The organism is Sphingorhabdus lacus, assembly GCF_009768975.1.
GTDB lineage: Bacteria > Pseudomonadota > Alphaproteobacteria > Sphingomonadales > Sphingomonadaceae > Sphingorhabdus_B > Sphingorhabdus_B lacus.
Genome location: NZ_CP035733.1, coordinates 747,614 through 771,751, shown reverse-complemented (window position 1 = coordinate 771,751; position 24,138 = coordinate 747,614). Strand labels below are relative to the sequence as shown.

Sequence of the window (24,138 nt, the reverse complement as noted above, 5' to 3'; positions counted from 1 at the left end):
CCTAAGTTGTGGTGGATATTTGGTTAATTTTTGCGCGACAGGATATTAGTCAAACCGGTTATTTCGCGGAAATCCTTGAGGTGGCAGCCTTCCCGCGGCCCCGCGCGCCACGCGCCAGAGCGACATGTCATTTTCGGTTCGTGTCCGACCGCTGTCGCCACCCATTGCCCAGCTCAATCCTTCGCTCAAAAGGAAGCACATGGTATCTGCAAGTCCGCCATCCTTATAGCGCTGTAGTGTTACGCCCTGCCCCTTGGACATTTCCGGCACCTCGCTCAGCGGGAAGACGACCAGTTTGCGATTATCACCAACGACCGCAAGATACTGGTCCTTCAACAAGGCTTCATCTGTGGTTTCTGTCGGTGCCGGACGCACAACCTTTAACCGCGCACCGGGTTTCAATGTCACGACGCCACGCCCCTTGCGGGTTTCGGCGATCACATCCGCCATCTTGGCAATGAAGCCCTTGCCCGTCGAGGCCGCCAGCAACATCCGTCCATTGGCCGTTGCAGGAAAGACAGAAACAATGTCATTGCCGGCTTCAATATCTACCATCGATCCCACTGGCTCACCAAAGCCGCGCGCACCCGGCAATTTGTCCGCGCCCAATGTGTAGAAACGGCCATTTGCCGTCGCAATCAGGATTTTGTCCGTCGTCTGGGTGTGGAATGCGAAGGCTAGGCTATCGCCTTCCTTGAATTTGTAATCTGCCTTTGCAGACAGGTCCGCATGACCTTTCATGGCCTTTATCCAGCCCCGTTTCGACATGATGACCGTTACCGGCTCGCGCTCGACAAAGGCTTCCAGTGAAATTTCCCGCGCCTGCCCGGCTTCTTCCAGCGACGTACGACGCCGACCCAGTTCCGTATCCTCGGCGTAGCTTTTACGCAACGCCGCCAAATCCTTCTTCAGCCGCGTCTTTTGCCGCGCAGGGCTTTCGATCAGCTTGACCAGATCTTCCCGTTCCGCCCGCAACTCTTCCAATTCGCGGCGGAGTTCCATTTCCTCAAGCCGACGCAGCGACCGCAGACGCATATTCAAGATCGCCTCTGCCTGCCGGTCGTTTAGCTGGAATTCGTCCATCATTACTGGTTTCGGCTCATCCTCAGTCCGGATGATTTCGATAATCCGGTCCAGATTGAGAAAGGCGATGATATAGCCTTCGAGCAATTCCAGACGGCCATCAATCTTATCGAGCCTATGCTGCGAACGGCGCACCAAAACTTCCAGTTGATGGTGGAGCCAGTGCCGCAGCACCTCACCGATGCCCATGACTCGCGGAGTGCGCTCTGCATCCAGCACGTTCAGATTGAGCGAAAAACGGGTTTCCAAATCCGTCAGGCGGAATAGAGCGTTTTTCAGGTCATCGGGGTCAACATTACGGCTTTTAGGCACCAACACGATGCGGATGAGTTCGTCACTCTCGTCGCGAATGTCTTCTAATATTGGCAGTTTTTTATCGGCGATCAGTTGGGCGATTTGCTCGATCAACTTGCCCTTTTGCACCTGATAGGGAATTTCCGAGACCACAAGTTGCCATGTCCCGCCCGACTGCTTTTCAACGCCGGTTTGTTCCCAGTTGCCTGCCTCGTCACGCCCGGTCGAAAAGCGTGCGCGGACCCGCATCGCGCCACGACCGCTGGCATAGGCGGCGCTGATTACGTCTTTGCTGTCGACCAACAGGCCACCCGTTGCAAAATCGGGACCCTGAACAATTCCCATTATCTGTTCATGCGATGCAGAAGGCTCGTCAATCAACAGCGTCGCAGCATCAATTATTTCTGCGACATTGTGCGAAGGGATGCTGGTCGCCATACCCACGGCAATGCCGCTTGCCCCATTTGCCAGCAAATTGGGGAAAAGCCCAGGCATAACCTCGGGCTCTTCATCTTCGCCATTATAAGTTGGACGGAAATCAGCGGCATTTTCGTCCAGACCATTCATCAACTCGATAGCCGTCTTGGTCAGACGAGCCTCGGTGTAGCGGTATGCCGCCGCATTATCGCCGTCGATATTCCCGAAATTCCCTTGCCCGTCGACAAGCGGATAGCGGAGCGAAAATGTCTGCGCGAGGCGCACCATCGCATCGTATACCGACTGGTCACCATGGGGATGATATTTACCGATGACATCGCCCACAACACGGGCGCATTTTTTGTACCCCTGCGACGGATCAAGCTTAAGCAACCGCATCGCCCACAACAGCCGCCGGTGTACCGGTTTCAAGCCATCGCGCAAATCCGGCAAGGACCGCGCGGTGATCGTCGACATCGCGTAAATCAGATAACGTTCGGACAAAGCCGCATCAAAGGGCGCATCAACGATGGCGTCAAACGGGTCTTCGGGCAATGTATCAACTGTATCGGACATTGCAGCCCCGATAGCGGCGGTTGCGCGACGCGCAAAGTAGCGAATTCAGCAATCCACAGATTTGTTATCAAACGCCCGCTCTGCTAACGGGGCCGCGACTCTGACATTCTGCTGAAAGCTGCGCCCATGATCCCTCGTTATTCCCGCCCCGCCATGACCAAAATCTGGGAGCCGGAGAACCGGTTCCGCATCTGGTTTGAAATCGAGGCGCATGCAACGGACGCACTTGCGGAACTGGGCGTCGTGCCCAAATCAGCTGCCGAAGCCCTCTGGGCCTGGTGGGCGACAAACCCTGCTATCGATGTAGCGGCAATCGACGCCATCGAAGCGGTCACCAAGCATGACGTTATCGCGTTCCTGACATGGGTTGCCGAACAGGTTGGCGATGAAGCACGCTTCATGCATCAGGGCATGACATCATCCGACGTGCTGGATACCTGCCTCGCTGTGCAGTTGACGCAGGCAACCGACCTTCTGCTGACCGATATGGATGCGCTGCTAGAGGCCCTGAAAGCGCGGGCGATGGAGCATAAATTTACGCCCACGATCGGCCGTAGCCATGGCATTCACGCAGAACCCGTGACCTTCGGATTGAAACTGGCGCAGGCATATGCCGAATTTGCGCGTGGACGCGAACGTCTGGTCGCCGCCAGAGCCGAGATTGCGACCTGCGCGATATCAGGCGCCGTCGGCACATTTGCCAATATCGACCCCAAGGTCGAGGCGCATGTGGCCACGAAGCTAGGGCTATCGGTTGAGCCCGTTTCAACACAGGTTATCCCACGTGACCGGCATGCCATGTTTTTTGCAATTCTGGGCGTTATTGCATCGTCCATAGAACGGCTCGCCATAGAGATTCGTCATCTGCAACGCACCGAAGTGTTGGAGGCGGAGGAATATTTCTCGCCAGGTCAAAAAGGCAGTTCGGCCATGCCGCACAAACGCAACCCGATCCTGACCGAAAATCTGACGGGACTTGCCCGTATGGTCCGTAGCGCGGTGACCCCGGCGATGGAAAATGTCGCGCTGTGGCATGAGCGGGATATCTCGCACTCCTCGGTGGAGCGTTATATCGGCCCCGACGCGACGATCACGCTCGATTTCGCACTGGGCCGTTTGACCGGTGTTGTCGAGAAACTGCTGGTTTATCCCGCCCGCATGCAAAAGAATCTAGACCGCATGGGCGGCCTTGTTCATTCACAGCGCGTTCTGCTTGCTCTCACACAGGCCGGGATCAGTCGCGAAGATAGCTATGCAATCGTACAGCGCAACGCGATGAAAGTATGGGAGTCAGATGGTGCGCTGTCACTTCTGGAACTGCTGAAATCAGACCCTGACGTCGCAGAAAAAATGAGTGCTACCGAGATCGAAGACCGGTTCAACCTCGATTATCATTTCAAACATGTGGATACCATTTTTGATCGGGTGTTTGGATAAGTTATTGATTGGTAATTGCGCCGCTACGTAATAACTTCGCACAACCACCCACGTCACCCTGAACTTGTTTCAGGGTCCATCGGGCAAAGTTACCCATAATGTGAAAGGTAGCGTAGCCGTAATGATAATCGAGGCGGCATCGTTTGGCTTGCCAAGACAAGCAAGGGGTGGGCTGTTAAATAGACCCTGAAACAAGTTCAGGGTGACGGGTTAGATATTTTGATCGGGTTGGAGCAATAATCAGTTCTTACCCCTACCCAAGGTCGCAAACATCCCATAAGGTAAGTCAAAAGGAGCTGACCAAGCATGCGATTTTTGAAAACACTGATCTGGGTGACCGTGATTGTCGGCCTGATTGTGTTTGCAACGAATAATTGGGTGCCCGTTTCGATCAGCCTTTGGGGCGGTTTGCGGTTGGACACAAAGTTACCGGCTCTCGTCATTGCAGCGTTCATGCTGGGCTTTTTCCCGCTTTATTTCATTCACCGCACAGTTTTGTGGCGGATGAAACGGCGCATTTTGACGCTGGAAGGGAACCAACGCACTACCGCATTCCCACCGCCTCCACCTGTCACACCGCGGCCAAGCTATGTTTCAGGGGATGCGGCATGACCAACCCTCTCTACGTCGCCATCGACACGCCCTATCTTGAAGATGCGCTGGAATTGACCAAGCGGATCAAGCATCATGTCGGCGGTGTAAAACTGGGCCTCGAATTCTTCTGCGCCAACGGCCATCATGGTGTGCATGAAGTGCAGAAACTGGGATTGCCGATCTTTCTCGACCTGAAATTGCATGACATTCCCAACACCGTCGCAAAGGCGATGCAGGCGATCAATACGCTCGAGCCCGCCATCGTGACGATTCATGCAGCAGGTGGCCGCGCGATGATGGAAGACGCCAAGGCTGCGGCAGGCGCCCATACCAAAGTTGTCGCAGTAACTGTTTTGACCAGTCTCGACGACCATGACCTGAGCCGCGTCGGCGTGCCCGATAGCCCGGACGCCCAGGTAGCGCGCCTCGCGGCGCTCGCTCAAGAGGCCGGTCTGGACGGTATTGTGTGTTCGGGTCATGAAGTGAAAGCCGTCAAAAAGCTCTGGAAAGACGGCTTTTTCGTCGTTCCCGGACTACGCCCCGAAGGCGGCCATAGCGGCGATCAGAAACGCACCGTGACGCCACGACAAGCACGCGACGATGGTGCTAGCGTTCTTGTAGTCGGGCGTCCGATTACCAAGGCGGAAAATCCGGATGAAGCAGCGCGGGCTATTGTCGGGACGTTGTAGCCATCTTTTGGGTCGAGCAATTATCTGTGGCAGCTTGATGGCATTTTTTATCAGTTGCCAACGGCATGATACGGGTGCGGATATTTCTGAGCAAGCCACCGAAAGCTCCATCCCGGGTATCTATATTGTTGAAGGATTGCCAACATTTCTAGGGCCATCAACCGTTTACGAAGGTGTATGGTTGTCGGAAATGGAAGGTTCTCAATTTTTTGAAAATGAGACCGAAATACAAGACTATTACAACGATGAAGTTTACTTCGACACGTGGATACAAATGAGGTTTTCTAACGCAGCTTTTCCGCCCAACGCACCAATTACAAACTTTCGAACACAATATGGGCCAAGCTCTGCGACGTTTATATGGGTCAAATTCAAAGGACGTAGAAACTTATTTCCCGGACCCTATGGCTTCGGGCACTTAGGCACATCGAATAACATTGTGCTGGTGGAAAAGGTGATTTCCTCCCGTCCCTTAAAGCGATAGACAAGACAGATGCAAGCCAGGGTCAAAATAGTTATTTACTCGCTAAAAACCATTAGGGCATTCCTGTGACTGACTATGCAACGCCTAATTTGCCGTCCCGTGAATACGCGAACACGATCGATTTTTACCGACGACTGGGCTTTGAAACGAGTTGGCACGACAGCAATTGGTTGATTCTTGAGCGCGGCGGCGTCTGTCTTGAGTTTTTCCGCTATCCCGATCTGGACGCCTCACAAAGTTCGTTCAGTTGCTGCTTGCGACTGGACAATGTCCATATGTTTCATAGAATGTGCCTAGAAGCCGGTATTCCCGAAAAAACAACTGGTTGGCCGAGAATACATCCGCCAAAGCTGGAGCATAGCGGATTGGTTGTCGGCTATCTGGTTGACCTAGACGGGTCGTTGTTGCGACTTGTGCAAAATCCCGATTAAGACGCCGGATCGTGAACTTCCGGATGACGAACGCCACCGGTTCGGCTAACCGCGCGCACATGCCAACCCAAATCAAAATATGCGGCCTCAAGGATGAGGCCGGTGTCGATGCCGCCTCACGTGCCGGTGCGACCCATATCGGGCTCAATCTCTATGAGAAAAGCCCGCGCTACGTACCGCTTGAGCAGGCCGCCGCCTTACGTATGCGGACGCCGGAACAAGTGAAGGTTGTCTTGCTTCTCGTCAACGCGGAACCCGGTTACACGGCGAAGGCTCTTGAAATTGTAAAGCCCGATGTCGTGCAATTCCATGGCACAGAGACACCCGAATGGCTTCGAGTTTTGAAGGGTGCGACTTCGGTCGAAATTTGGAAGGCACTTGGCGTGAAAGACGCAGAGACGTTGAAAAATAGCGCGCGTTTTGTCGGCGCGGCGGATCTATTGTTGTTTGATGCCCCGGCACAAGCCCTTCCCGGCGGCACCGGAATGCGGTTTGACTGGTCGCTACTTGCCGAGCATCGCCATGAATTGGCTTGGGGTTTGGCGGGCGGATTGACTCCGGCAAATGTTGCCGAAGCGCTGCGCCAGACACGGGCGCCGATGGTGGATACATCGTCAGGCGTGGAATCAGCGCCCGGCATCAAGGATATGGACAAGATTGCCCAGTTCTGCAAAGCGGTGCGCGACCATGACCATAGCTGAACCCACCCCGAACTCTTTCCGCAACCAACCCGACGAAAATGGCCATTTTGGCCAGTTTGGCGGACGATATGTGGCCGAAACACTGATGCCGCTCGTGCTCGATCTCGAACGGCATTACCGGCTTGCAAAAACCGACCCGGCATTTCAGGCGCAGTTTGACGATTTACTGGAACATTATGTCGGACGCCCGTCACCGCTTTATTATGCCGAGCGGCTGACCGAAGAGGTGCGCAAGACGGCGCCCGAGGGCAAAGGCGCGCAAATCTGGTTCAAGCGTGACGAGTTGAACCATACTGGCGCGCACAAAATCAATAACTGCATCGGCCAGATTTTGCTCGCCATGCGGATGGGCAAGACGCGGATCATCGCCGAAACCGGTGCGGGACAGCATGGCGTTGCAACTGCCACCGTATGCGCGCGCTTTGGCCTGCCTTGCTTCATCTATATGGGCGCCAAGGATGTCGAGCGGCAGCAGCCCAATGTGTTCCGCATGAGGCTTTTGGGAGCCGAGGTCATTCCTGTGACGTCGGGTGCAAATACGCTAAAAGATGCGATGAACGAAGCGTTGCGCGACTGGGTCGCCAATGTGCATGATACCTTCTACATCATCGGCACCGCGGCTGGTCCGCATCCCTATCCCGAACTGGTCCGTGATTTTCAGAGCGTAATCGGCAAAGAAGCCCGCGCCCAGATGTTGAGCCGTACGGGTCGTTTGCCCGACATGCTGGTCGCCGCCATCGGGGGTGGTTCCAACGCCATTGGCCTGTTTCATCCGTTTCTTGACGACAAGGATGTCGCGATGCTTGGCATCGAAGCCGCCGGACATGGTCTGGAAAAAGAGCATGCTGCGAGCCTCGCGGGCGGTCGCCCCGGTATCTTGCATGGTAACAAGACCTATTTGCTCCAGGACGAAGACGGCCAGATTGCCGAAGCGCACTCTATTTCGGCGGGGCTTGATTATCCTGGCATCGGGCCGGAGCATAGCTGGCTGAAGGAAATCGGTCGTGTGCGCTACGACAGCGTAACCGATGTCGAGGCGCTGAATGCCTTCCAATTGCTCTGCCGGACCGAAGGCATCATTCCAGCCCTCGAACCAGCCCACGCCATCGCGGCGGTCGAGCGTGAGGCCAAGAAAATGGATCGTGACCAGATCATATTGGCGAATCTGTGCGGCCGCGGGGACAAAGATATCTTCACCGTAGCCGAGGCTTTGGGGACGGCGATATGACCCGCCTTTCCTCTGCATTTTCAAAACCACACGCCGCTCTTGTAACCTTCATCACCGCAGGCGATGGAGACACGGCGGCCAACCTTGATGCGCTTGTCGCTGGCGGTGCGGATGTGATCGAGCTGGGAATGCCGTTTACCGACCCGATGGCTGACGGGCCGGCAATACAGGAGGCGAATATCCGCAGCCTTGGCGCTGGCACCACCACTGCTGATATTTTCGCAATCGCCGCCGCATTCCGCACGCGCCATCCCGACACGCCACTGGTCCTAATGGGCTATGCCAACCCGATGACGATCCGGGGCGGAGAATGGTTTGCGTCGGAGTGCAACAAAGCAGGCGTCGATGGCGTCATCTGTGTCGACATCCCGCCAGAGGAAGACGCCGAACTCGGCCCATTACTGCGCTCGGCAGGGATCGACCTGATCCGTCTTGCCACCCCGACCACCGACAAGGCGCGCTTGCCGGCGGTGCTGGATGGCGCCTCCGGCTTTCTCTATTATGTGAGCGTCGCCGGGATCACAGGCTTGCAGCAGGCTGCCCAAACCAGCATTGATGAGGCGGTTGCCCGCTTGAAAGCCTATACCGACCTGCCCGTCGCCGTCGGCTTCGGCGTTCGCACGCCGGAGCAGGCGGCCAACATTGCCCGGGTCGCAGATGGCGTCGTGGTCGGGTCTGCTCTTGTGGAACTGGTCGCCCAGCACGGCAGCAATGCCGCTGGTGCGCTGCAGGATTATGTGGCATCCCTGAAACACGCAATTGTCGCAGCCAGAAAGGCGTAAATATGAACTGGGTAACCCGCGTCCGCAACGCTATCCCCTTCATCGCGAAACGCGAAACAGCGGAAACCCTGTGGCACAAGTGCAAGGGCTGCAATGCCATGATTTTCCTCAAGGAATTTGAGGAAAACCAGTCCGTCTGCCCCAAATGCGACCATCACGGTCGTATCGGCCCAGCAGAGCGCTTCGCCGCCTTGTTCGACGATGACAGCTATGATGTTCTCAAGCCCCCCGTGGTGGGCGAAGACCCGTTGAAGTTCAAAGATACCAAAAAATACATCGACCGCATCAAAGCTGCCCGCCTCGCCACCGGGGAGCAGGACGCCATGATCAGCGCCAAAGGCGAAATCAACGGCCAGACTGCCGTCGTTAGCGTTCAGGATTTCGCTTTCATGGGCGGATCCATGGGCATGGCTGTGGGCGAAGCCTTTGTCGATGCGGTCAAGGCCGCAATCCGTGCAAAATGTCCCTATATCATTTTCACCGCTGCAGGTGGCGCACGGATGCAGGAAGGGATTTTGTCCCTGATGCAGATGCCGCGTTCCACCGTCGCGATCCAGATGCTCCACGATGCGGGCCTGCCCTATATCGTCGTACTGACCGATCCGACTACCGGCGGGGTAACGGCATCCTATGCCATGCTGGGCGACGTTCAAATCGCGGAGCCGGGTGCGCTTATCGGATTTGCGGGACAACGGGTGATCGAACAGACAATCCGCGAAAAACTGCCCGAGGGGTTCCAACGCGCGGAATATCTGCTTGAACATGGCATGATAGACATGGTCACCCACCGCCACGACCTGCGCGGTGTATTGTCGCAGCTGATTGGATTTCTGGCGCCCGAGAAGAAGGCAGCCTGAGCGCATTGTCCAACTACTCATGGCTGTCACCCTGAACTTGTTTCAGTATCCTAGTTGTTAAACGGCAAAATAATAAGACCCTGAAACAAGTTCAGGGTGACGTCGCGGTGTTCTGCAGCTATCCCGCCAAAAATGCCCGACCACGCCCACTCCACCAATCCTGCCGTTCAAGCGCAGCTGGACAGGCTGACCATGCTGTCCCCGGGCCGGGATGTACTGGGCTTGGAACGGATTACCGCCTTGCTCAACAGGCTTGGCAATCCGCATCAAAAATTGCCTCCAACCTTCCATGTTGCGGGCACTAATGGAAAAGGGTCCACCTGCGCCTTTTTACGGTCGGCCATCGAGGCTGCCGGAATGACAACCCATGTTTATTCCAGCCCGCATCTTGTGCGCTTTAACGAACGAATCCGCGTTGCAGGGCAATTGATCGGCGACGCACCTCTTGCATCGCTGCTGTCTGAAGTGCTCGACCAAGCCGAGGGATTGCAGGCGAGCTTCTTCGAAGTCACCACCGCCGTTGCATTCCTTGCCTTTGCCCGCACGCCCGCAGACGCCTGCATCATTGAAGTCGGTTTGGGCGGACGGCTTGACGCAACCAATGTTCTCGAAAGCCCTGTCACATGTGGAATTGCGTCGCTTGGCATCGACCATGAAGCATTTCTGCTAGCGCCCGAGGCGGGTACACCCGACGCACCGCTCGACCGGATTGCCTTTGAAAAGGCTGGCATCGCAAAAGCAGGGTCGCCCTTGCTCATTCAGAAATACGCGGCATCGATGATCGAAACTATCAGCGCGACGGCCCAGCGGACGGGTGCAAAGCTGCTCGCGCGCGGAACGGACTGGGATGCCGCGGTCTATGAAGGGCGCCTGCATTACCGCGATGATAAAGGGAAGCTTACCCTCCCCCTGCCCCGCATGTCCGGTATACACCAAGCGGATAACGCGGCCCTTGCCGTTGCGATGCTCCGTCACCAATCCGCGCTCGCCATCCCCGAGGCAGCTTTGTCCGCTGCCATGGAATGGACCCGTTGGCCCGCACGGATGCAAATGTTGGCGGACGGCCCGTTGAAGGCCAAATTGCCAAAAGGCCGCACACTATGGCTGGATGGAGGCCATAACCCTGATGCCGGCGTTGCTATTGCAAAGTTGCTAACCAACGGCCCGCCTGTGCATGTCATTCTAGGAATGCTTAAAAACAAGGATGTCGCCGGTTTTCTAAAGCCGTTTTCCGATAAGATCGCTTCTCTGCATGCTGTGCCTATCCCCGGACATGAACATCATGACCCAAAGGATATCTGCTTATTGGTCCAAGACGATATGGGTGTGTTGACCGCGAACCCGGTCGCGACCGTGTCGGAGGCTTTGGATAGAATTGCGGCAACAGAGGTAAATGGTGACGTTCTGATCTGCGGTTCGCTCTATCTTGCGGGCGAAGTTTTGCGTGAGAATGAGCAGATTCCGGATTAAAAACGGATAATCAGGGCGAAGCCGTTTTACGCTTTCCCTGTCCCTTCCAAGCCAGCAAGCCACCCAGTGCCAAGACCGCTGCAAAAATAGCTGTGATGCTATTCGCTAGTTCCAAGGGTTGCGACAGAAGAAGCCCGATCAAACCCGCAACAACCAGGACAAAGCCGAAGATGCGCAATGGGCCCACCGGTTCTTTCAGCACCTTTTCGTCGACAGCTTCCACCTGATGGATACTCTGTACGACATAGCCTTTGCTCCACAATACCCATAACAGGATCATGCCGGGGATAGCTGCCACAACGGTAAAGCCCCAGAAACCGACCCAACCCACCTTTTCGGCAACGATACCCGCAGGCCCCGCCATGAATGTCCGTCCAACACCTGCAAAGGAGGATAGAAGGGCAAATTGCGTAGCTGTGTAGGCGATACTGGAAAGCCCCGACAAATAGGTAGTGAACACGGTCAGACCGATGCCGCTGGTCATATTTTCGGTGCAAATCGCGGCAACCATCATCCAGTAATTGTTGCCGGACGCCGCCAAGATCATGAACATGACATTCGAAAACATCATCATCAAGCCGGAAATCAAGAGTGCTCGGCCCATGCCCAGCCACAATATGAAGGGTGCGCCAAGAGCAGAACCAACAATCAGTGCGCCAAAGCCCCAGAGCTTATTCGCCGAGATATAATCAAGATCGGAAAAGCCGAGATCGACGATCATCGGACTGAGCATCGCCTGCCCCATGGCATCGCCCACTTTGTAGACCAGCACGAAACCCAAAATGATGAACGCACCGTGGCGTGTCAGAAACTCGCGGAAGGGATTAACCACCGCTTCTGTCAACCACTGGCCCGGCTTCATGCCGGCCACATGTGCAAACCGGTCGACAAATTTGCCCGGGCCTGCCCAAAGCGCGCCGATAATGGCGGGAATGATACAGAAAGCGGTCAATCCGTAGGCTGTGGCCCATCCAAGACCCAATCCTTCCTGCGATGCGAAATAGATGGTGCCGGCACCTGCGATAAGATTACCGGTCCGATATCCAAATTGGTTTGTGGCGGTTCCGTGTGCAAATTCGTCTTCCTCCAATATCTCGATTCGATACGCATCGATGACAATGTCCTGCGTCGCAGAGAGGAATGCCGTTATCAGGGCCCAAATGGCGAACAGGGTCATGTTACCCGGCTGAGGGTTGCTTGCGCCCAATTGCCATATCGAGAAAAACAGCAGCGCTTGCACAAAGAACAACCAACTGCGCCGCTGGCCGAAAGCTTTCGTCAATATCGGCAAATGCAGTTTGTCGACCAAAGGTGCCCAAAGAAATTTGATTGTGTACGGAATCCCCAAGGCCACAGCGAAACCAATCGTCGCTGTGTCGATGCCAACTTTTGCCAGCCAAAATGTCATTGTGGCGACCAACAGGGTCAGCGGGAAGCCGCTCGATATTCCCAGAAGAAAGGTAATGACCGGATTTTTACGGAGATAGGGACGAAATGCGGGAACAAGCAAGGCGATCACTGGCAGAGACGCTAGGATCGCAACAAAAATGAAAAAGCGTATTAAATCGACCGACATCCGGACCCCTCCGATATTCTTTGTATGAATGACTAACGTCATTTTCCTGAATGGCCAGTGACTTTAACAATGAAGTGACTTTAACAGTGACGTGACTTTTCAATCGCAATGCGTCAAAGGCGCTACCATGGCCAAACCACCGACCAGAGCGCCCGCGCGCGCCGCCAAACCGCCCCGCTTGCGCTGGGACAAAAAGCCTGTGCGCAAACCAAGGCCCGATGCAGCTCCTTCCAAGGGTGCATTGGAACGCGCCGATGGAGAGGAACGCATCGCGAAATTGCTCGCACGCGCCGGCGTTGCTTCGCGACGAGAAATTGAACGGATGATCGCCGATGGCCGGATAACCCTGAATGGCGAGAAGGTAGAAACCCCCGCAACCTTGCTAAAATCGCTCCATGGTGTTGCCGTGGACGGGAAGGCTGTGGGGCAGCCGGCGCCTACGCAGCTCTATCTTTTTCATAAGCCCGAAGGGTGTTTGACGGCCGAACGTGATTTCAGCGGTCGCAAAACCATCTACGATGTTTTGCCCAAGGATTTGCCGCGTCTGATGCCGATTGGACGGCTCGACTTGAACACAGAAGGTCTGCTGCTGCTGACGAATGATGGCGAGTTCAAACGGCAGATGGAGTTACCCTCCACCGGAATCGAACGCACCTATCGTGCACGCTGCTTCGGCGATGTGACGCAGGAGCAGTTGGAAGAGTTGATCCACGGTATCGAGATAGAGGGCGTTCGCTACGGTCAGATCGACGCCAATCTGGAACGGCGGACCGGACGCAATGGCTGGATCGAAATGACCCTGACCGAAGGCAAGAACCGCGAAGTACGGCGCGTTTTGGAGCATCTCGGCCTTGAAGTAAGCCGCCTGATCCGCACGCGGTACGGACCCTTTGTACTGGGCGATATGGCACCTGGCACTGTCGGAGAGGTGCGCAGGGTGGACCTGATCGAGTTTCGAAAGACGTTGAAATAATGCGGATCATTGCCGGCCAGTGGCGGTCGCGCCCTTTGGTGGCCCCCAAGGGGGATACGACACGCCCGACAGCGGATCGTACCCGCGAAACGCTGTTTTCCATGTTAAACAGTCGCCTGGGTTCGTTCGACGATTTGGCCGTACTGGATCTGTTTGCCGGATCAGGTGCCTTGGGGCTCGAAGCCTTGTCGCGTGGTGCGGCGCATTGCACATTTGTCGAGCAGGATGCCAATGCGCTGAAGGCGCTGGAAACCAATATCGACAAGCTCGGTGCCAAGTCGCAGTCTGACATCCGTCGCGGCTCGGTGCTATCTCTGGGTTCGGCTATCAAGCCATTTGACCTTGTGTTGATGGACCCACCCTACGCCAGCGGCGCTGGATCCGTTGCACTCGACAAACTGGCGCGATTGCGCTGGTTCGCCCCTTCGGCATGGATAAGCGTCGAAACGGACACTAAAGAGAATATCGACGTCAAAGGCTTTGCAATCGACACGGTCCGCGATGTCGGGAAAGCGCGGCTGACATTGCTTCGTCCGGACGACACGCTTTGACCACTCCCAAAATGACAGGTGGGGATTGGGGCATCATCCTTTTCCTGTCGCTCCTATGGGGCGGTGCATTTTTAATGATCGCGCTCGGCTTGCGCAGCTTTCCGCCCATTACCCTCGCCTTCATGCGCATGGCCCTCGCTGTGCCATTCATGTTGCTGGCGCTCAAATATCTGGGACAGAGACTACCCACTGATGGCAGGAGTTGGCGGAAGTTGTTCGTCTTGGGCGGATTGAACGCTGCCTTCCCCTTCATGCTGTTTTTCTGGGGACAATCTTACATCAGCACAGGTCTTGGATCGATATTGAACGCAACAACGCCTTTATGGGGAGTGGTGCTGGCACATCTGTTTACGCGGGATGAAAAGGCAACACCGTCGCGGATATTGGGTGTATTGCTCGGTCTCGCAGGTATCGTTGTGATGGTCGGGACCGGCGCGCTTAAAGGTATGACCAGCGACGTTCTGGCGCAGATCGCCTGCCTCAGCGCGACGGTTCTATATGCCTTGGCGGCGATTTACGGGCGCACTTTGTCGCAGTCTACCATGACACCGATTGTTGTCGCGACCGGGCAGGTATTTACCGCCGCGATCCTGATCCTGCCTTTTATGATGGTGTTCGACCATCCATGGACCCTGCCCTTTCCCCGATGGGATGCATGGATTGGCGCGATTGGCCTTGCCATTCCATCAACCGCCTTTGCCTATTTCCTTTATTTCCGGCTTATCGACCGGGCGGGCGCATCGAACGCTATGCTGGTGGCCTTCATCATGCCAGTTGTTGCTATATTTCTGGGCGTCGTAGCCTTGGGCGAGTCGGTTTCGGTCAAGGAAATGTTAGGAGCGACGCTGATTGCGTTGGGTCTGGTCGCAATCGACGGACGGCTGTTTGCAAAGCTTGCGCCGAGGCGTTCCGTTCACTAACTGTTCGCTAATGCCCGAAGCTAGCCCCCAAATTGATCCGCCGTGGTTGAATGGCCTTAATGCTCCACAACGTGAAGCTGTGCTGACGACCGAAGGCCCAGTCCTCCTGTTGGCCGGTGCGGGCACCGGCAAGACTGCTGCCTTAACTGCGCGTATGGCGCAGATACTGTACACGCGGTTGGCGTGGCCGTCAGAGATATTGGCCGTGACCTTCACCAACAAGGCAGCGCGCGAGATGCGTGAACGGATTGGTGCGATGGTAGGCGAGGCAGTTGAGGGTATGCCTTGGCTCGGAACGTTCCACAGCATCGGTGCCAAACTGCTCCGCCGTCATGCCGAGGTTATCGGCTTGCAGAGCAATTTCACCATCATCGACACCGACGACCAAATCCGCCTTTTAAAGCAGTTGATCCAGTCCGAAGACCTTGATGAAAAACGTTTCCCTGCCCGCGGCCTTGCGGCTTTGCTCGACAAGTGGAAAAACGCCGGAAAATCGCCATCGGACCTCGATGCAGCCGACAATGAAGCCTATGCCAATGGTAAGGGACAGCGGATGTACGCGCTGTATCAGGCTCGGCTTCTGGCCCTAAATGCCTGCGACTTCGGGGATTTGTTGCTACATGGTTTGAACCTGCTCAAGAACAATCGCGATATTCTTGAGAAATATCAGGCGCAGTTCAAATATATACTTGTGGACGAATATCAGGACACGAACGCAGTCCAATATCTCTGGCTGCGTCTGCTCGCGCAAAAGCGAAAGAATATCTGCTGCGTCGGTGATGACGACCAAAGCATCTATTCCTGGCGCGGAGCGGAAGTTGCAAATATCCTGCGCTTCGAAAAGGACTTTCCGGGCGCGAAGATCATCAAGCTTGAGCAAAACTACCGCAGCACGCCGCATATCCTTGCCGCGGCCAGCGGCCTGATCGACGCCAACAGCGCGCGTCTGGGCAAAACTTTGTGGACCGAACTGGATGAAGGCGAAAAGGTCCGCATCATCGGCGTGTGGGATGGTCCTGAAGAAGCACGGCGTGTCGGTGAGGAGATCGAAAGCCTGCAATATAAGGGCGAGAGCCTCGACAGCGTCGCCATCCTCGTCCGCGCCCAGCACCAGACCCGCGAATTTGAAGACCGCTTCATCCAGATCGGCATGAACTATCGCATAGTCGGCGGTTTCCGTTTTTACGAACGTGCCGAAATCCGTGATGCCATCGCCTATTTGCGGATAGTCAACCAACCCGCCGACGACCTCGCCTTTGAACGCATCGTCAACGTCCCCAAACGCGGCATTGGGGATAAGGCTGTGGAAAAGATCCACATCGTCGCCCGCGCGGACCAAACTCCACTTAGCGTTGCCGCCACCCGACTGGTCGGAACGGACGAACTTTCCGGCAAAGCGCGCAAATCGCTCGCCGACCTTGTCGTCGACATCGCCCGCTGGCGGGACGAGGCATCGCGCATGACCCCAGCTGACCTGACGCGCCTAATCTTGGACGAAAGCGGCTATACCGCCGTGTTGCAGGCCGAACGTAGCGTGGAAGCATCAGGACGGCTTGAAAACCTGAACGAACTTGCGCGCGCAATGGAGGAATATGAAACCCTGGGCGAGTTTCTGGAACATGTCAGTCTGGTCATGGACAATGACCGCGGCGACCCGGGTGCCAGTGTAACGATCATGACGATCCACGCAGCTAAAGGCCTTGAATATGACAATATATTCCTGGTCGGTTGGGAAGACGGCATTTTTCCTTCGCAGCGCGCCTTGGATGAAGGCGGACTAGCCTCATTGGAAGAGGAGCGCCGCCTGGCCTATGTCGCGATCACCCGTGCCCGGCGTAAATGCACGATCATCCATGCCGCCAACCGCCGCATCTATGGTCAATGGACGTCGAGCATTCCGAGCCGGTTTATCGAAGAACTGCCGCTCGATCATATAGAGGCCGAACAGACGATGACCGGCGGAGCGTCGCTGTGGCGCGCCAATTGGTCCGAACAGGCCGATCCCTTCGCTCATCTCGCGGCCTCCAACCAAGGCCGCAGCAACGCGCGCGGCCCCGGATGGCAGCGCGCCGCGACCAGCGGTGGCTTCAACCCCCGCCCGCAACGTATCGCCGAAAACACGCGTAGTGCAGTCAGCTTGGGCAATAAGGGGCGCAGTGACCTCTCCGTAGCCATGCGCGTGTTCCATGAAAAGTTCGGCTACGGCACGATCGCAGAGATCGAGGGCAACAAGCTGGAAATCGATTTTGAGGTCGCAGGTCGCAAGCGCGTAATGGATAGTTTCATTTCCATCGCCTGATTCCAAAACATCCACGCCATCATGGAACGTGAATTCGCATTCGGCGTTTCCTTCTTTTGAAAAGGAGAACCGACATGGCGATGATTGAAACACGCGACGGCGCATGGCTTTACGTAAAAGACTGGGGGAAAGGCGATCCAGTTGTCCTGATCCATGGCTGGCCGCTATCGTCTGACAGTTGGGATCCGGTTGCGGATGCTTTGGCTAATGCCGGACGTAGGGTCATCTCTTATGACCGGCGCGGTTTCGGGCGTTCGGAACAGACATGGGATGGGTATGACTACGACAGTCTTTCCGATGACTTGGCCGACGTGCTGCAAGCGACCGGTACTACCGAAAACGTCACTTTAGTTGGCTTTTCCATGGGTGGCGGCGAAGTCGCCCGATATATGTCTAGGCATAATGGCGCCGGCGTCGTTCGTTCGGCGCTTATTTCGTCGGTTGTCCCATATATGTTGCAGTCAGATGATAATCCTGACGGCGTACCACAAGAAACCTTCGACCAGATGTCCCAGCAAATGCTTGATGATCGTCCAGCCTTCATGAAGTCATTTTTGAACGATTTTTTCGGTGTCGGCTGGTTCAGCAAGCCGGTTAGTTCAGCAGTCCTTGATTGGGCTTGGCGCTTGACGATGCAGGCGGGATTACGGCCAACGCTGAAATGTGCCGAGGCATTTTCGACCACCGATTTCCGCCCTGATCTCCCCTCTTTTCAAGTCCCAACGCTAATTATCCATGGGACTGCTGATAAAACCGTGCCGATCGAACCCACCGGGCGCATGGCTGCTTCGTTGATTGATGACGTCCAACTGGTTGAATATTCCGGTTCTCCACATGGGCTTTTTGAAACGGACAGAGATCGATTGATCGGCGATCTAATGGCTTTTCTAAATGGCGAAGAAGTTCGCGTTCACATCATAGAGGAACAGATGGTCGATCCCGTGTTGCCCATGGGCAGCTATTAAACCCGTCTTAACCACCTATCACTGCAGGGGACGGGTCATTTCTGTTTTAGGTCCTCCTCTGCATTGCGATAAAATAACCAATAAATTCGAATTTGTAACTTCCCGATAAGATGCTCTTTTTCAGGGTCCCAGCGCTAAAGTTTTGAAACCGATTGCCGTAATTCCATGAAATGCACGGTGACCATTTCGAAACACCCCAGAAACGGACCATTTCATGGAACTGAACTATTCGTTGAATACAGCTTCGAGCTCAGCGGTCGACGAATGCGCTCCGGCAAGGGAGCGCCGGTCAGCCAACCGCCAGGTGTCCGTTATGCTCACGGCGAAACTGGAAACATCCGGCCGCCAACAGCCGTGCCGCATCCTCAACATATCGAGCAAAGGTGCCAATATTGAGTCGCTGATCAGCCTAAAGGTCGGCCAGCCGATCGAGATCGAATTTCGATCCAATTTGAAATCCAAAGGTACCATACGCTGGATCCGGGATGCACAGGCGGGGGTCGAGTTTAACGAAGCCATTGACCTTAATGAAATCTGGAAGCGCTCGGAAGTTAGCATTAAGCGCATTAAACCGCGGCCTCCACGGTACTGCTGTTTTGCACCAGCCATGGTTGAGCATGGCGAAAAGCGCTTGCAATGCCAGATCATCGACATTTCGGCATCAGGTATGCGTGTTGTTGACGTAAAAAATATGGTGCTTGGCGCGACGGTGATGATTGAACCATCGGGACTGCCCCGGCATCGGGCTAAGGTTGTCTGGTGCAACAAGGAGTCGGCCGGTCTCAAGCTGGTCAACCCCTTCAAATATCACGAACTGGAAATGTGGCTTCTGCAACAGGAGAGTTCGCACTTTCGGGACGGGACATGCTGATTGAAGTTGGGGCCGAACAGCTATCGGTTGGAATGTATGTCCATTCACTGGACCTAGCTTGGTATGAACATCCCTTTTGGAGCCGCCGGTTCCTGATCCGCGACCAATCCGATTTGGAAGCACTGCTGAATGCCGGTCCCAAAGTGATTGTGATCGACGACAGTAAAGGCGTCGGGTTTTCGGCAGCGTCGGATGACGAGAAATCAGTAAAACCCGTCGACGCGGAGGCTTCTCTCACACAGGATACAACTTTTGCATCGGGGCCACTGGAAATAAGTCCGCCTCAGGTGACAGGCCGCAAATTAAACACACCTCAAATGCCAAGTGCATTTTTTATTCCGGAGCCGGAGATTAGGCGGACGCCATTGCTTGGCGATGCGCGGGCTACCGAAATGAGGCGCGCCACGAAAATGCTGGAGAGGTCCAAAACAGAAGTTATTAATCTGTTTGAAGACGCTCGTTTGGGTAAAGCAATCACGACGGATAAAATATCCAGCCTTGTCTCCCAGATTTCGAAAAGCGTAAACAAGGACCCGTCGATTATTCTCAACGTTGCGCGGCTAAAAACTAAAGACGAATATACCTACCTTCATTCGGTATCCGTATGCGCCCTTATGATAAATTTGGGGCGGAGATTAGGTCTAGAAGAAGCCGTTGTGAAAGACTTAGGCTTAGCCGGCATGCTGCATGATCTTGGCAAGATGTCGATCCCGGACCTCATATTGAACAAAGCGGGAAAATTGGATGACGATGAGTGGAAGGTTGTCCGGAATCATCCGGAAAAAGGACATGCTATACTGTTACAAGCAGACTGCGGCACCCCGACGGCGCTAGATGTATGCTTGCATCATCACGAAAAAATGGACGGTAGCGGTTATCCTTTCCGCATATCCGGAGAGAATATCAGTTTGGCAGCGCGCATGGCTGCAATCTGTGATGTATATGACGCGATTACGTCCCAGCGTAGCTACAACAAACCATTGTCGGGTGCGATGGCCTTGGCAAAAATGATGAGTTGGAATGGCCATTTTGACCAGAAGTTGTTGCGCGCTTTCGTCGAAAGCCTCGGAATATTTCCAATCGGAAGTATTGTGCATTTGACGAACGAAACCTTGGCCGTTGTTATCGGTGAGGACCCGGAAGATTATTCGATGCCCTTGGTTCGAATCTTTTACGATCTTCCGAGCCGAAGTGCGGTCGAAAACCGGGACATCCAGATTATCAGGGATTCAGGTACAATCCAGTTTCATGCAACTTATTATGATCCCGATCCCGCTATTGAGGCATTGGCAAAGGAAGCCCTTCATCAAGGCGAATTTGCCTAAGCCTTTTTTATAAGCCGAAAACCGCACCTGATCCCGCAGTGCAATCTTACGCTGGTCAGCCGCGACAATATTTGGCAAGTCAAAGGCTATGCGCGATCAAAGCCAATCTTTAGCGGACGAAGCCCGCGGTGCATTGCAGCGGCGAGATGGACATACCGCGCGCAGGCTCCTTTTGGAAATCGACGAACAAGAGCGGCCTTGGCTGATGCTTGCGCAAGCCAGTAATATGATCGGCGATACCGAAACGGAAGAAGCCGCCCTTCAAGCGCAATTGAAATTGAATAGCCGTGACATACCCGCCCTCATTCTGACGGCGGAGTTGAAAGCACGGCTCGGCGACGACCGCGCAGCAAGTGCGTTCTTCCAAGCCGCGCTAAATCAGGCGTCTTCGCAAAGTGACATTCCCATAGCGTTGCGGCCAATGCTGCAACGTGCGGAAAATTTTGTGGTGGAGAGCCAAAAACGATTTGAGCAGCACTTGCTCGATAGCCTTCAGAAAAGCGGCGTCGCTGGCGAAGCGCGCATCCAAAATGCAATCGATCTTTTGTTGGGTAAGAAGCAGTTATATCTCCAGGAGCCCTCAAGCTTCTATTTTCCGGGCTTGCCTCAAAAACAATTTTACGAGCGGTCCGAATTTGACTGGATTGGCGAAATAGAAGCAAAAATCCCAGCGATGCGCGCCGAGTTGGTCTCGGTGTTATCCGACGGGCAAGATTTTGCACCCTATGTTGAATCAAGCGGTGACCGACCGCATGCCGCCAACCCCTTGATTAACGACCCGAGTTGGGGTGCCTATTATTTCTGGAAGAGCGGCGAAATTGTCGAAGAGCACGCAACGCGCTGTCCGACAACAATGGCCGCTTTAGAATTGGCACCGATGCCGCGGATCGACAAACGATCGCCCATTGCGCTTTGGTCTCTGTTAAAACCCGGCACCCATATCAAGCCCCACCACGGGTTGCTCAACACGCGCCTGATTTGCCACATCCCGCTCATCATACCGGAAAACTGTGCCTTACGTGTCGGGAGTGAAACGAGAGCATGGAAAGATGGCCAAGCACTCATATTCGATGACAGTATCGAACATGAAGCATGGAATCGCAGTAAGGAGACGCGGGTCGTATTGTTGTTTGAGGTTTGGCGACCGGAAATCAGTGTCGCTGAACGCGAAGCGCTGACCGCACTGTTCGAAACGATCAACCTCTACCAAGGTGTCCCCGAGGAAATCTGAAATCAATTCGTTGCAAATGCTAATTTGATAGCTAGCGAAAAAGCACCATCCTGTTTCCTTTTTAAAAAGCTAATGACCACCAAAGAAATCCATCCTCTCGCGATAGCTGATTTCCGCTTTTACTGGCTGGCACGCTTTACGGCGGTGCTTGCTACGATGGGGATGGTCGTCGTGATCGGCTATCAGGCCTATGACATTGCGCGCAGCGATTACGGCATGTCGATCCGTGAAGCTTCGCTGCAGTTAGGGTTACTCGGGCTATTCCAATTTGTACCTTTGGCACTTCTGACACCCGTCGCCGGTTGGGCAGCGGACCGATGGGAACGTCGTACCGTGGCGCGAGTTGCCAATTCCATCGACATGCTTGTGGCGTTGGCCTTGGGTTGGTTCACCTACAGCGACACCCTGACATTACCCCTGCTCTTTGTATTCGCAGCGTTGCATGGGGTTGCGCGGGTGTTTGTTGGCCCGTCTATGTCGGCAATTGCGCCCAATATCGTACCGCCCACTTCCCTGCCCCGTGCGATCGCAATGAGCTCTATTGCTTGGCAGGTCGGATCGGTCTTCGGCCCCGCTGCCGGAGGGCTTCTTTTTGCGACAAATCCGTCTACGCCTTATTGGGTCTCCGCCGCATTGTTATTGCTGGCCTCGACCAGCCTCAGTTTCGTGAAGCCGGTGTATCCGCCTCCCATGGAGCGCAAGGTTCATCCGGTGCGGCAAATGATCGATGGCATACGTTATACCTGGTCGGAACGCTTTTTGCTGGGGGCGATAACACTTGATCTGTTTGCCGTGCTGTTGGCAGGGGCAACCGCGCTTTTGCCCGTATATGCCCGCGACATCTTGCAGGTCGGGCCCGATGGGCTCGGCCAACTGAGAGCCGCACCGGCCATAGGCGCTTCGCTTGTTGCACTGCTCCTGACCTTTCGCCCTTTGCGTCACAATGTCGGTAGCAAAATGCTGTGGGCCGTTGTGGTTTTTGGATTGGCGACAATCGGGTTTGGATTGAGTCACGAGATCGGCACGCATGTCTTCGGCGATGGCCGGATCGCTGCGTTGAATATGGGCGCTGGCATGGCTGTGGCGCTCATCATGCTTATCCTGCTTGGCGCTTCCGACATGCTCTCGGTATATGTCCGCTCGTCCTTGGTGCAATTGAACACACCCGACGATATGCGAGGGCGTGTGAGTTCAGTATCAGGCCTCGCCATTTCCGCATCTAACGAATTGGGCGAGTTACAGTCCGGTGTTGCGGCGGCTCTGCTTGGTCCAGTCGGTGCGGTTGTTTTTGGCGGAGCAGGTGCCATAATAGTAACAGGCGCTTGGGCGTGGCTATTTCCAGAGCTCAAAAATGCCCGAACATTTGAACCGCAATATAGAGGAAAAAGTCCATGAAAGCCCAATCCATCCTCGAGACCATCGGCAATAGCCCGCATATCCGGCTTGCACGTATGTTTCCTAACGCGGAAGTGTGGGTGAAGTCGGAGCGGTCGAATCCCGGCGGATCAATCAAGGACCGTATTGGGCTTGCGATGATCGAAGCAGCCGAACAGGACGGAAGTCTGAAACCCGGCGGCACCATCATCGAACCGACGTCAGGAAATACTGGCGTCGGGCTTGCTATGGTAGCGGCGGTGAAAGGATATAAGCTAGTCCTTGTAATGCCCGAGTCCATGTCGCTGGAACGCCGGCGTTTGATGTTGGCCTATGGCGCGACGTTTGACCTTACCCCCCGTGAAAAAGGGATGAAGGGCGCAATTGAGCGTGCGATAGAGTTGGTGGCGGCGACGCCAAATTCGTGGATGCCTCAGCAATTTGAAAACCCGGCGAACATCAACGTCCATGTCCGCACCACAGCGCAGGAAATCCTCGCAGATTTTGCGGACACGCCGATTGACGCGATGATCACCGGAGTTGGAACCGGCGGCCATATTACCGGCTGTGCCGAGGTCCTGAAAAAGGCATGGCCGAACATGAAAGTGTTCGCCGTGGAGCCTACCCTATCCCCTGTTATTAGCGGCGGACAGCCGGGACCGCATGCAATCCAGGGTATCGGGGCAGGCTTCATTCCTGAAAATCTGCACACAGCGCTTCTGGACGGCGTCATCCAAGTCGACCCTGACGTTGCCAAGGAAACAGCACGCCGCGCGGCACGGGAGGAAGGCATGCTGGTAGGCATATCCTCCGGGGCAACGCTGGCTGCAATCGCGCAGAAGCTGCCCGACCTTCCTGCAGGCAGCCGGATTTTGGGCTTCAACTATGATACCGGGGAACGGTATCTTTCCGTCCCCGATTTTCTGCCCGTCGAATAAGGAAAATATGCCGGGGCATGTATTTGCCCCGGCACAGTTTTGCATGCCCCATTATCGGGCGCTGCTTGCGAC

22 protein-coding genes are annotated in these 24,138 nt (G+C 55.1%); 20 read left to right on the top strand and 2 right to left on the bottom strand.

The features are described 5' to 3' along the window. Nucleotides 1-45: 45 nt before the first annotated feature. Nucleotides 46-2,370 (bottom strand): DNA topoisomerase IV subunit A, encoded by a 2,325-nt coding sequence (gene parC, locus EUU25_RS03575; RefSeq protein WP_158898355.1) that lies wholly within the window; start codon nt 2,368-2,370, stop codon nt 46-48. Nucleotides 2,371-2,496: 126 nt separating this feature from the next. Between parC and purB the strand changes: the two genes are divergently transcribed. The 10 genes from purB to EUU25_RS03525 all read left to right on the top strand — a co-directional run bounded on the left by purB (nt 2,497) and on the right by EUU25_RS03525 (nt 11,043). Continuing rightward, nucleotides 2,497-3,807 carry an adenylosuccinate lyase gene (gene purB / locus EUU25_RS03570; RefSeq protein WP_158898353.1) on the top strand — a complete coding sequence of 437 codons (1,311 nt, stop codon included), beginning with the start codon at nt 2,497-2,499 and terminating at the stop codon, nt 3,805-3,807. A gap of 306 nt (nt 3,808-4,113) precedes the next feature. After that, on the top strand, nt 4,114-4,419 hold the full coding sequence (locus tag EUU25_RS03565; protein ID WP_158898351.1) for a hypothetical protein: 306 nt from the start codon (nt 4,114-4,116) through the stop codon (nt 4,417-4,419). After that, on the top strand, nt 4,416-5,090 hold the full coding sequence (gene pyrF / locus EUU25_RS03560; RefSeq protein WP_158898349.1) for an orotidine-5'-phosphate decarboxylase: 675 nt from the start codon (nt 4,416-4,418) through the stop codon (nt 5,088-5,090). Before EUU25_RS03565 ends, pyrF begins: the two co-directional genes overlap by 4 nt. A gap of 37 nt (nt 5,091-5,127) precedes the next feature. Continuing rightward, complete coding sequence (locus EUU25_RS03555; RefSeq protein ID WP_158898347.1) at nt 5,128-5,574, top strand: hypothetical protein; 447 nt, start codon at nt 5,128-5,130, stop codon at nt 5,572-5,574. A 65-nt stretch (nt 5,575-5,639) separates the two neighbouring features. Then, a complete protein-coding gene (locus tag EUU25_RS03550; protein ID WP_158898345.1) occupies nt 5,640-6,005 on the top strand; it encodes a bleomycin resistance protein in 366 nt (121 codons plus the stop codon). A gap of 23 nt (nt 6,006-6,028) precedes the next feature. Continuing rightward, nucleotides 6,029-6,706, top strand: coding sequence for a phosphoribosylanthranilate isomerase (locus EUU25_RS03545; protein ID WP_246162891.1), 678 nt, complete (start codon nt 6,029-6,031; stop codon nt 6,704-6,706). Continuing rightward, nucleotides 6,693-7,934 (top strand): tryptophan synthase subunit beta, encoded by a 1,242-nt coding sequence (gene trpB / locus EUU25_RS03540; protein ID WP_158898343.1) that lies wholly within the window; start codon nt 6,693-6,695, stop codon nt 7,932-7,934. Before EUU25_RS03545 ends, trpB begins: the two co-directional genes overlap by 14 nt. Further along, on the top strand, nt 7,931-8,716 hold the full coding sequence (trpA, locus tag EUU25_RS03535; protein WP_158898341.1) for a tryptophan synthase subunit alpha: 786 nt from the start codon (nt 7,931-7,933) through the stop codon (nt 8,714-8,716). The genes trpB and trpA overlap by 4 nt, the downstream gene beginning before the upstream one ends. Nucleotides 8,717-8,718: 2 nt before the next feature. Further along, nucleotides 8,719-9,573: an acetyl-CoA carboxylase, carboxyltransferase subunit beta gene (accD, locus tag EUU25_RS03530; protein WP_158898339.1), complete on the top strand. Its 855-nt coding sequence runs from the start codon at nt 8,719-8,721 to the stop codon at nt 9,571-9,573. Nucleotides 9,574-9,705: 132 nt separating this feature from the next. Further along, complete coding sequence (locus tag EUU25_RS03525) at nt 9,706-11,043, top strand: bifunctional folylpolyglutamate synthase/dihydrofolate synthase (protein WP_158898337.1); 1,338 nt, start codon at nt 9,706-9,708, stop codon at nt 11,041-11,043. Between the two features lie 10 nt (nt 11,044-11,053). Here EUU25_RS03525 and EUU25_RS03520 read toward each other — a convergent pair whose 3' ends face one another. Then, nucleotides 11,054-12,619, bottom strand: coding sequence for an AmpG family muropeptide MFS transporter (locus EUU25_RS03520; protein WP_158898335.1), 1,566 nt, complete (start codon nt 12,617-12,619; stop codon nt 11,054-11,056). A gap of 127 nt (nt 12,620-12,746) precedes the next feature. Between EUU25_RS03520 and EUU25_RS03515 the strand changes: the two genes are divergently transcribed. The 10 genes from EUU25_RS03515 to cysK all read left to right on the top strand — a co-directional run bounded on the left by EUU25_RS03515 (nt 12,747) and on the right by cysK (nt 24,066). After that, the gene (locus EUU25_RS03515; protein WP_158898333.1) at nt 12,747-13,592 is read left to right on the top strand and encodes a pseudouridine synthase; all 846 of its coding nucleotides are present in this window, start codon (nt 12,747-12,749) and stop codon (nt 13,590-13,592) included. Then, on the top strand, nt 13,592-14,143 hold the full coding sequence (gene rsmD / locus EUU25_RS03510; RefSeq protein ID WP_246162889.1) for a 16S rRNA (guanine(966)-N(2))-methyltransferase RsmD: 552 nt from the start codon (nt 13,592-13,594) through the stop codon (nt 14,141-14,143). The genes EUU25_RS03515 and rsmD overlap by 1 nt, the downstream gene beginning before the upstream one ends. After that, complete coding sequence (locus tag EUU25_RS03505; protein ID WP_158898331.1) at nt 14,140-15,063, top strand: DMT family transporter; 924 nt, start codon at nt 14,140-14,142, stop codon at nt 15,061-15,063. The genes rsmD and EUU25_RS03505 overlap by 4 nt, the downstream gene beginning before the upstream one ends. Before the next feature lie 10 nt (nt 15,064-15,073). After that, nucleotides 15,074-17,362 (top strand): ATP-dependent helicase, encoded by a 2,289-nt coding sequence (locus EUU25_RS03500; protein WP_158898329.1) that lies wholly within the window; start codon nt 15,074-15,076, stop codon nt 17,360-17,362. Between the two features lie 74 nt (nt 17,363-17,436). Then, a complete protein-coding gene (locus EUU25_RS03495; RefSeq protein ID WP_158898327.1) occupies nt 17,437-18,327 on the top strand; it encodes an alpha/beta fold hydrolase in 891 nt (296 codons plus the stop codon). A gap of 214 nt (nt 18,328-18,541) precedes the next feature. After that, nucleotides 18,542-19,198, top strand: coding sequence for a PilZ domain-containing protein (locus tag EUU25_RS03490; RefSeq protein ID WP_281347002.1), 657 nt, complete (start codon nt 18,542-18,544; stop codon nt 19,196-19,198). Then, nucleotides 19,192-20,523 carry a cyclic di-GMP phosphodiesterase gene (locus EUU25_RS03485; RefSeq protein WP_158898323.1) on the top strand — a complete coding sequence of 444 codons (1,332 nt, stop codon included), beginning with the start codon at nt 19,192-19,194 and terminating at the stop codon, nt 20,521-20,523. The genes EUU25_RS03490 and EUU25_RS03485 overlap by 7 nt, the downstream gene beginning before the upstream one ends. 88 nt (nt 20,524-20,611) lie before the next feature. Beyond that, nucleotides 20,612-21,754 carry an aspartyl/asparaginyl beta-hydroxylase domain-containing protein gene (locus EUU25_RS03480; RefSeq protein WP_158898321.1) on the top strand — a complete coding sequence of 381 codons (1,143 nt, stop codon included), beginning with the start codon at nt 20,612-20,614 and terminating at the stop codon, nt 21,752-21,754. A gap of 72 nt (nt 21,755-21,826) precedes the next feature. Continuing rightward, a complete protein-coding gene (locus tag EUU25_RS03475) occupies nt 21,827-23,149 on the top strand; it encodes an MFS transporter (protein WP_158898319.1) in 1,323 nt (440 codons plus the stop codon). Then, entirely contained in the window at nt 23,146-24,066 is a 921-nt protein-coding gene (cysK, locus tag EUU25_RS03470; protein WP_158898317.1) for a cysteine synthase A, read from the top strand. Before EUU25_RS03475 ends, cysK begins: the two co-directional genes overlap by 4 nt. Nucleotides 24,067-24,138 lie beyond the last annotated feature (72 nt).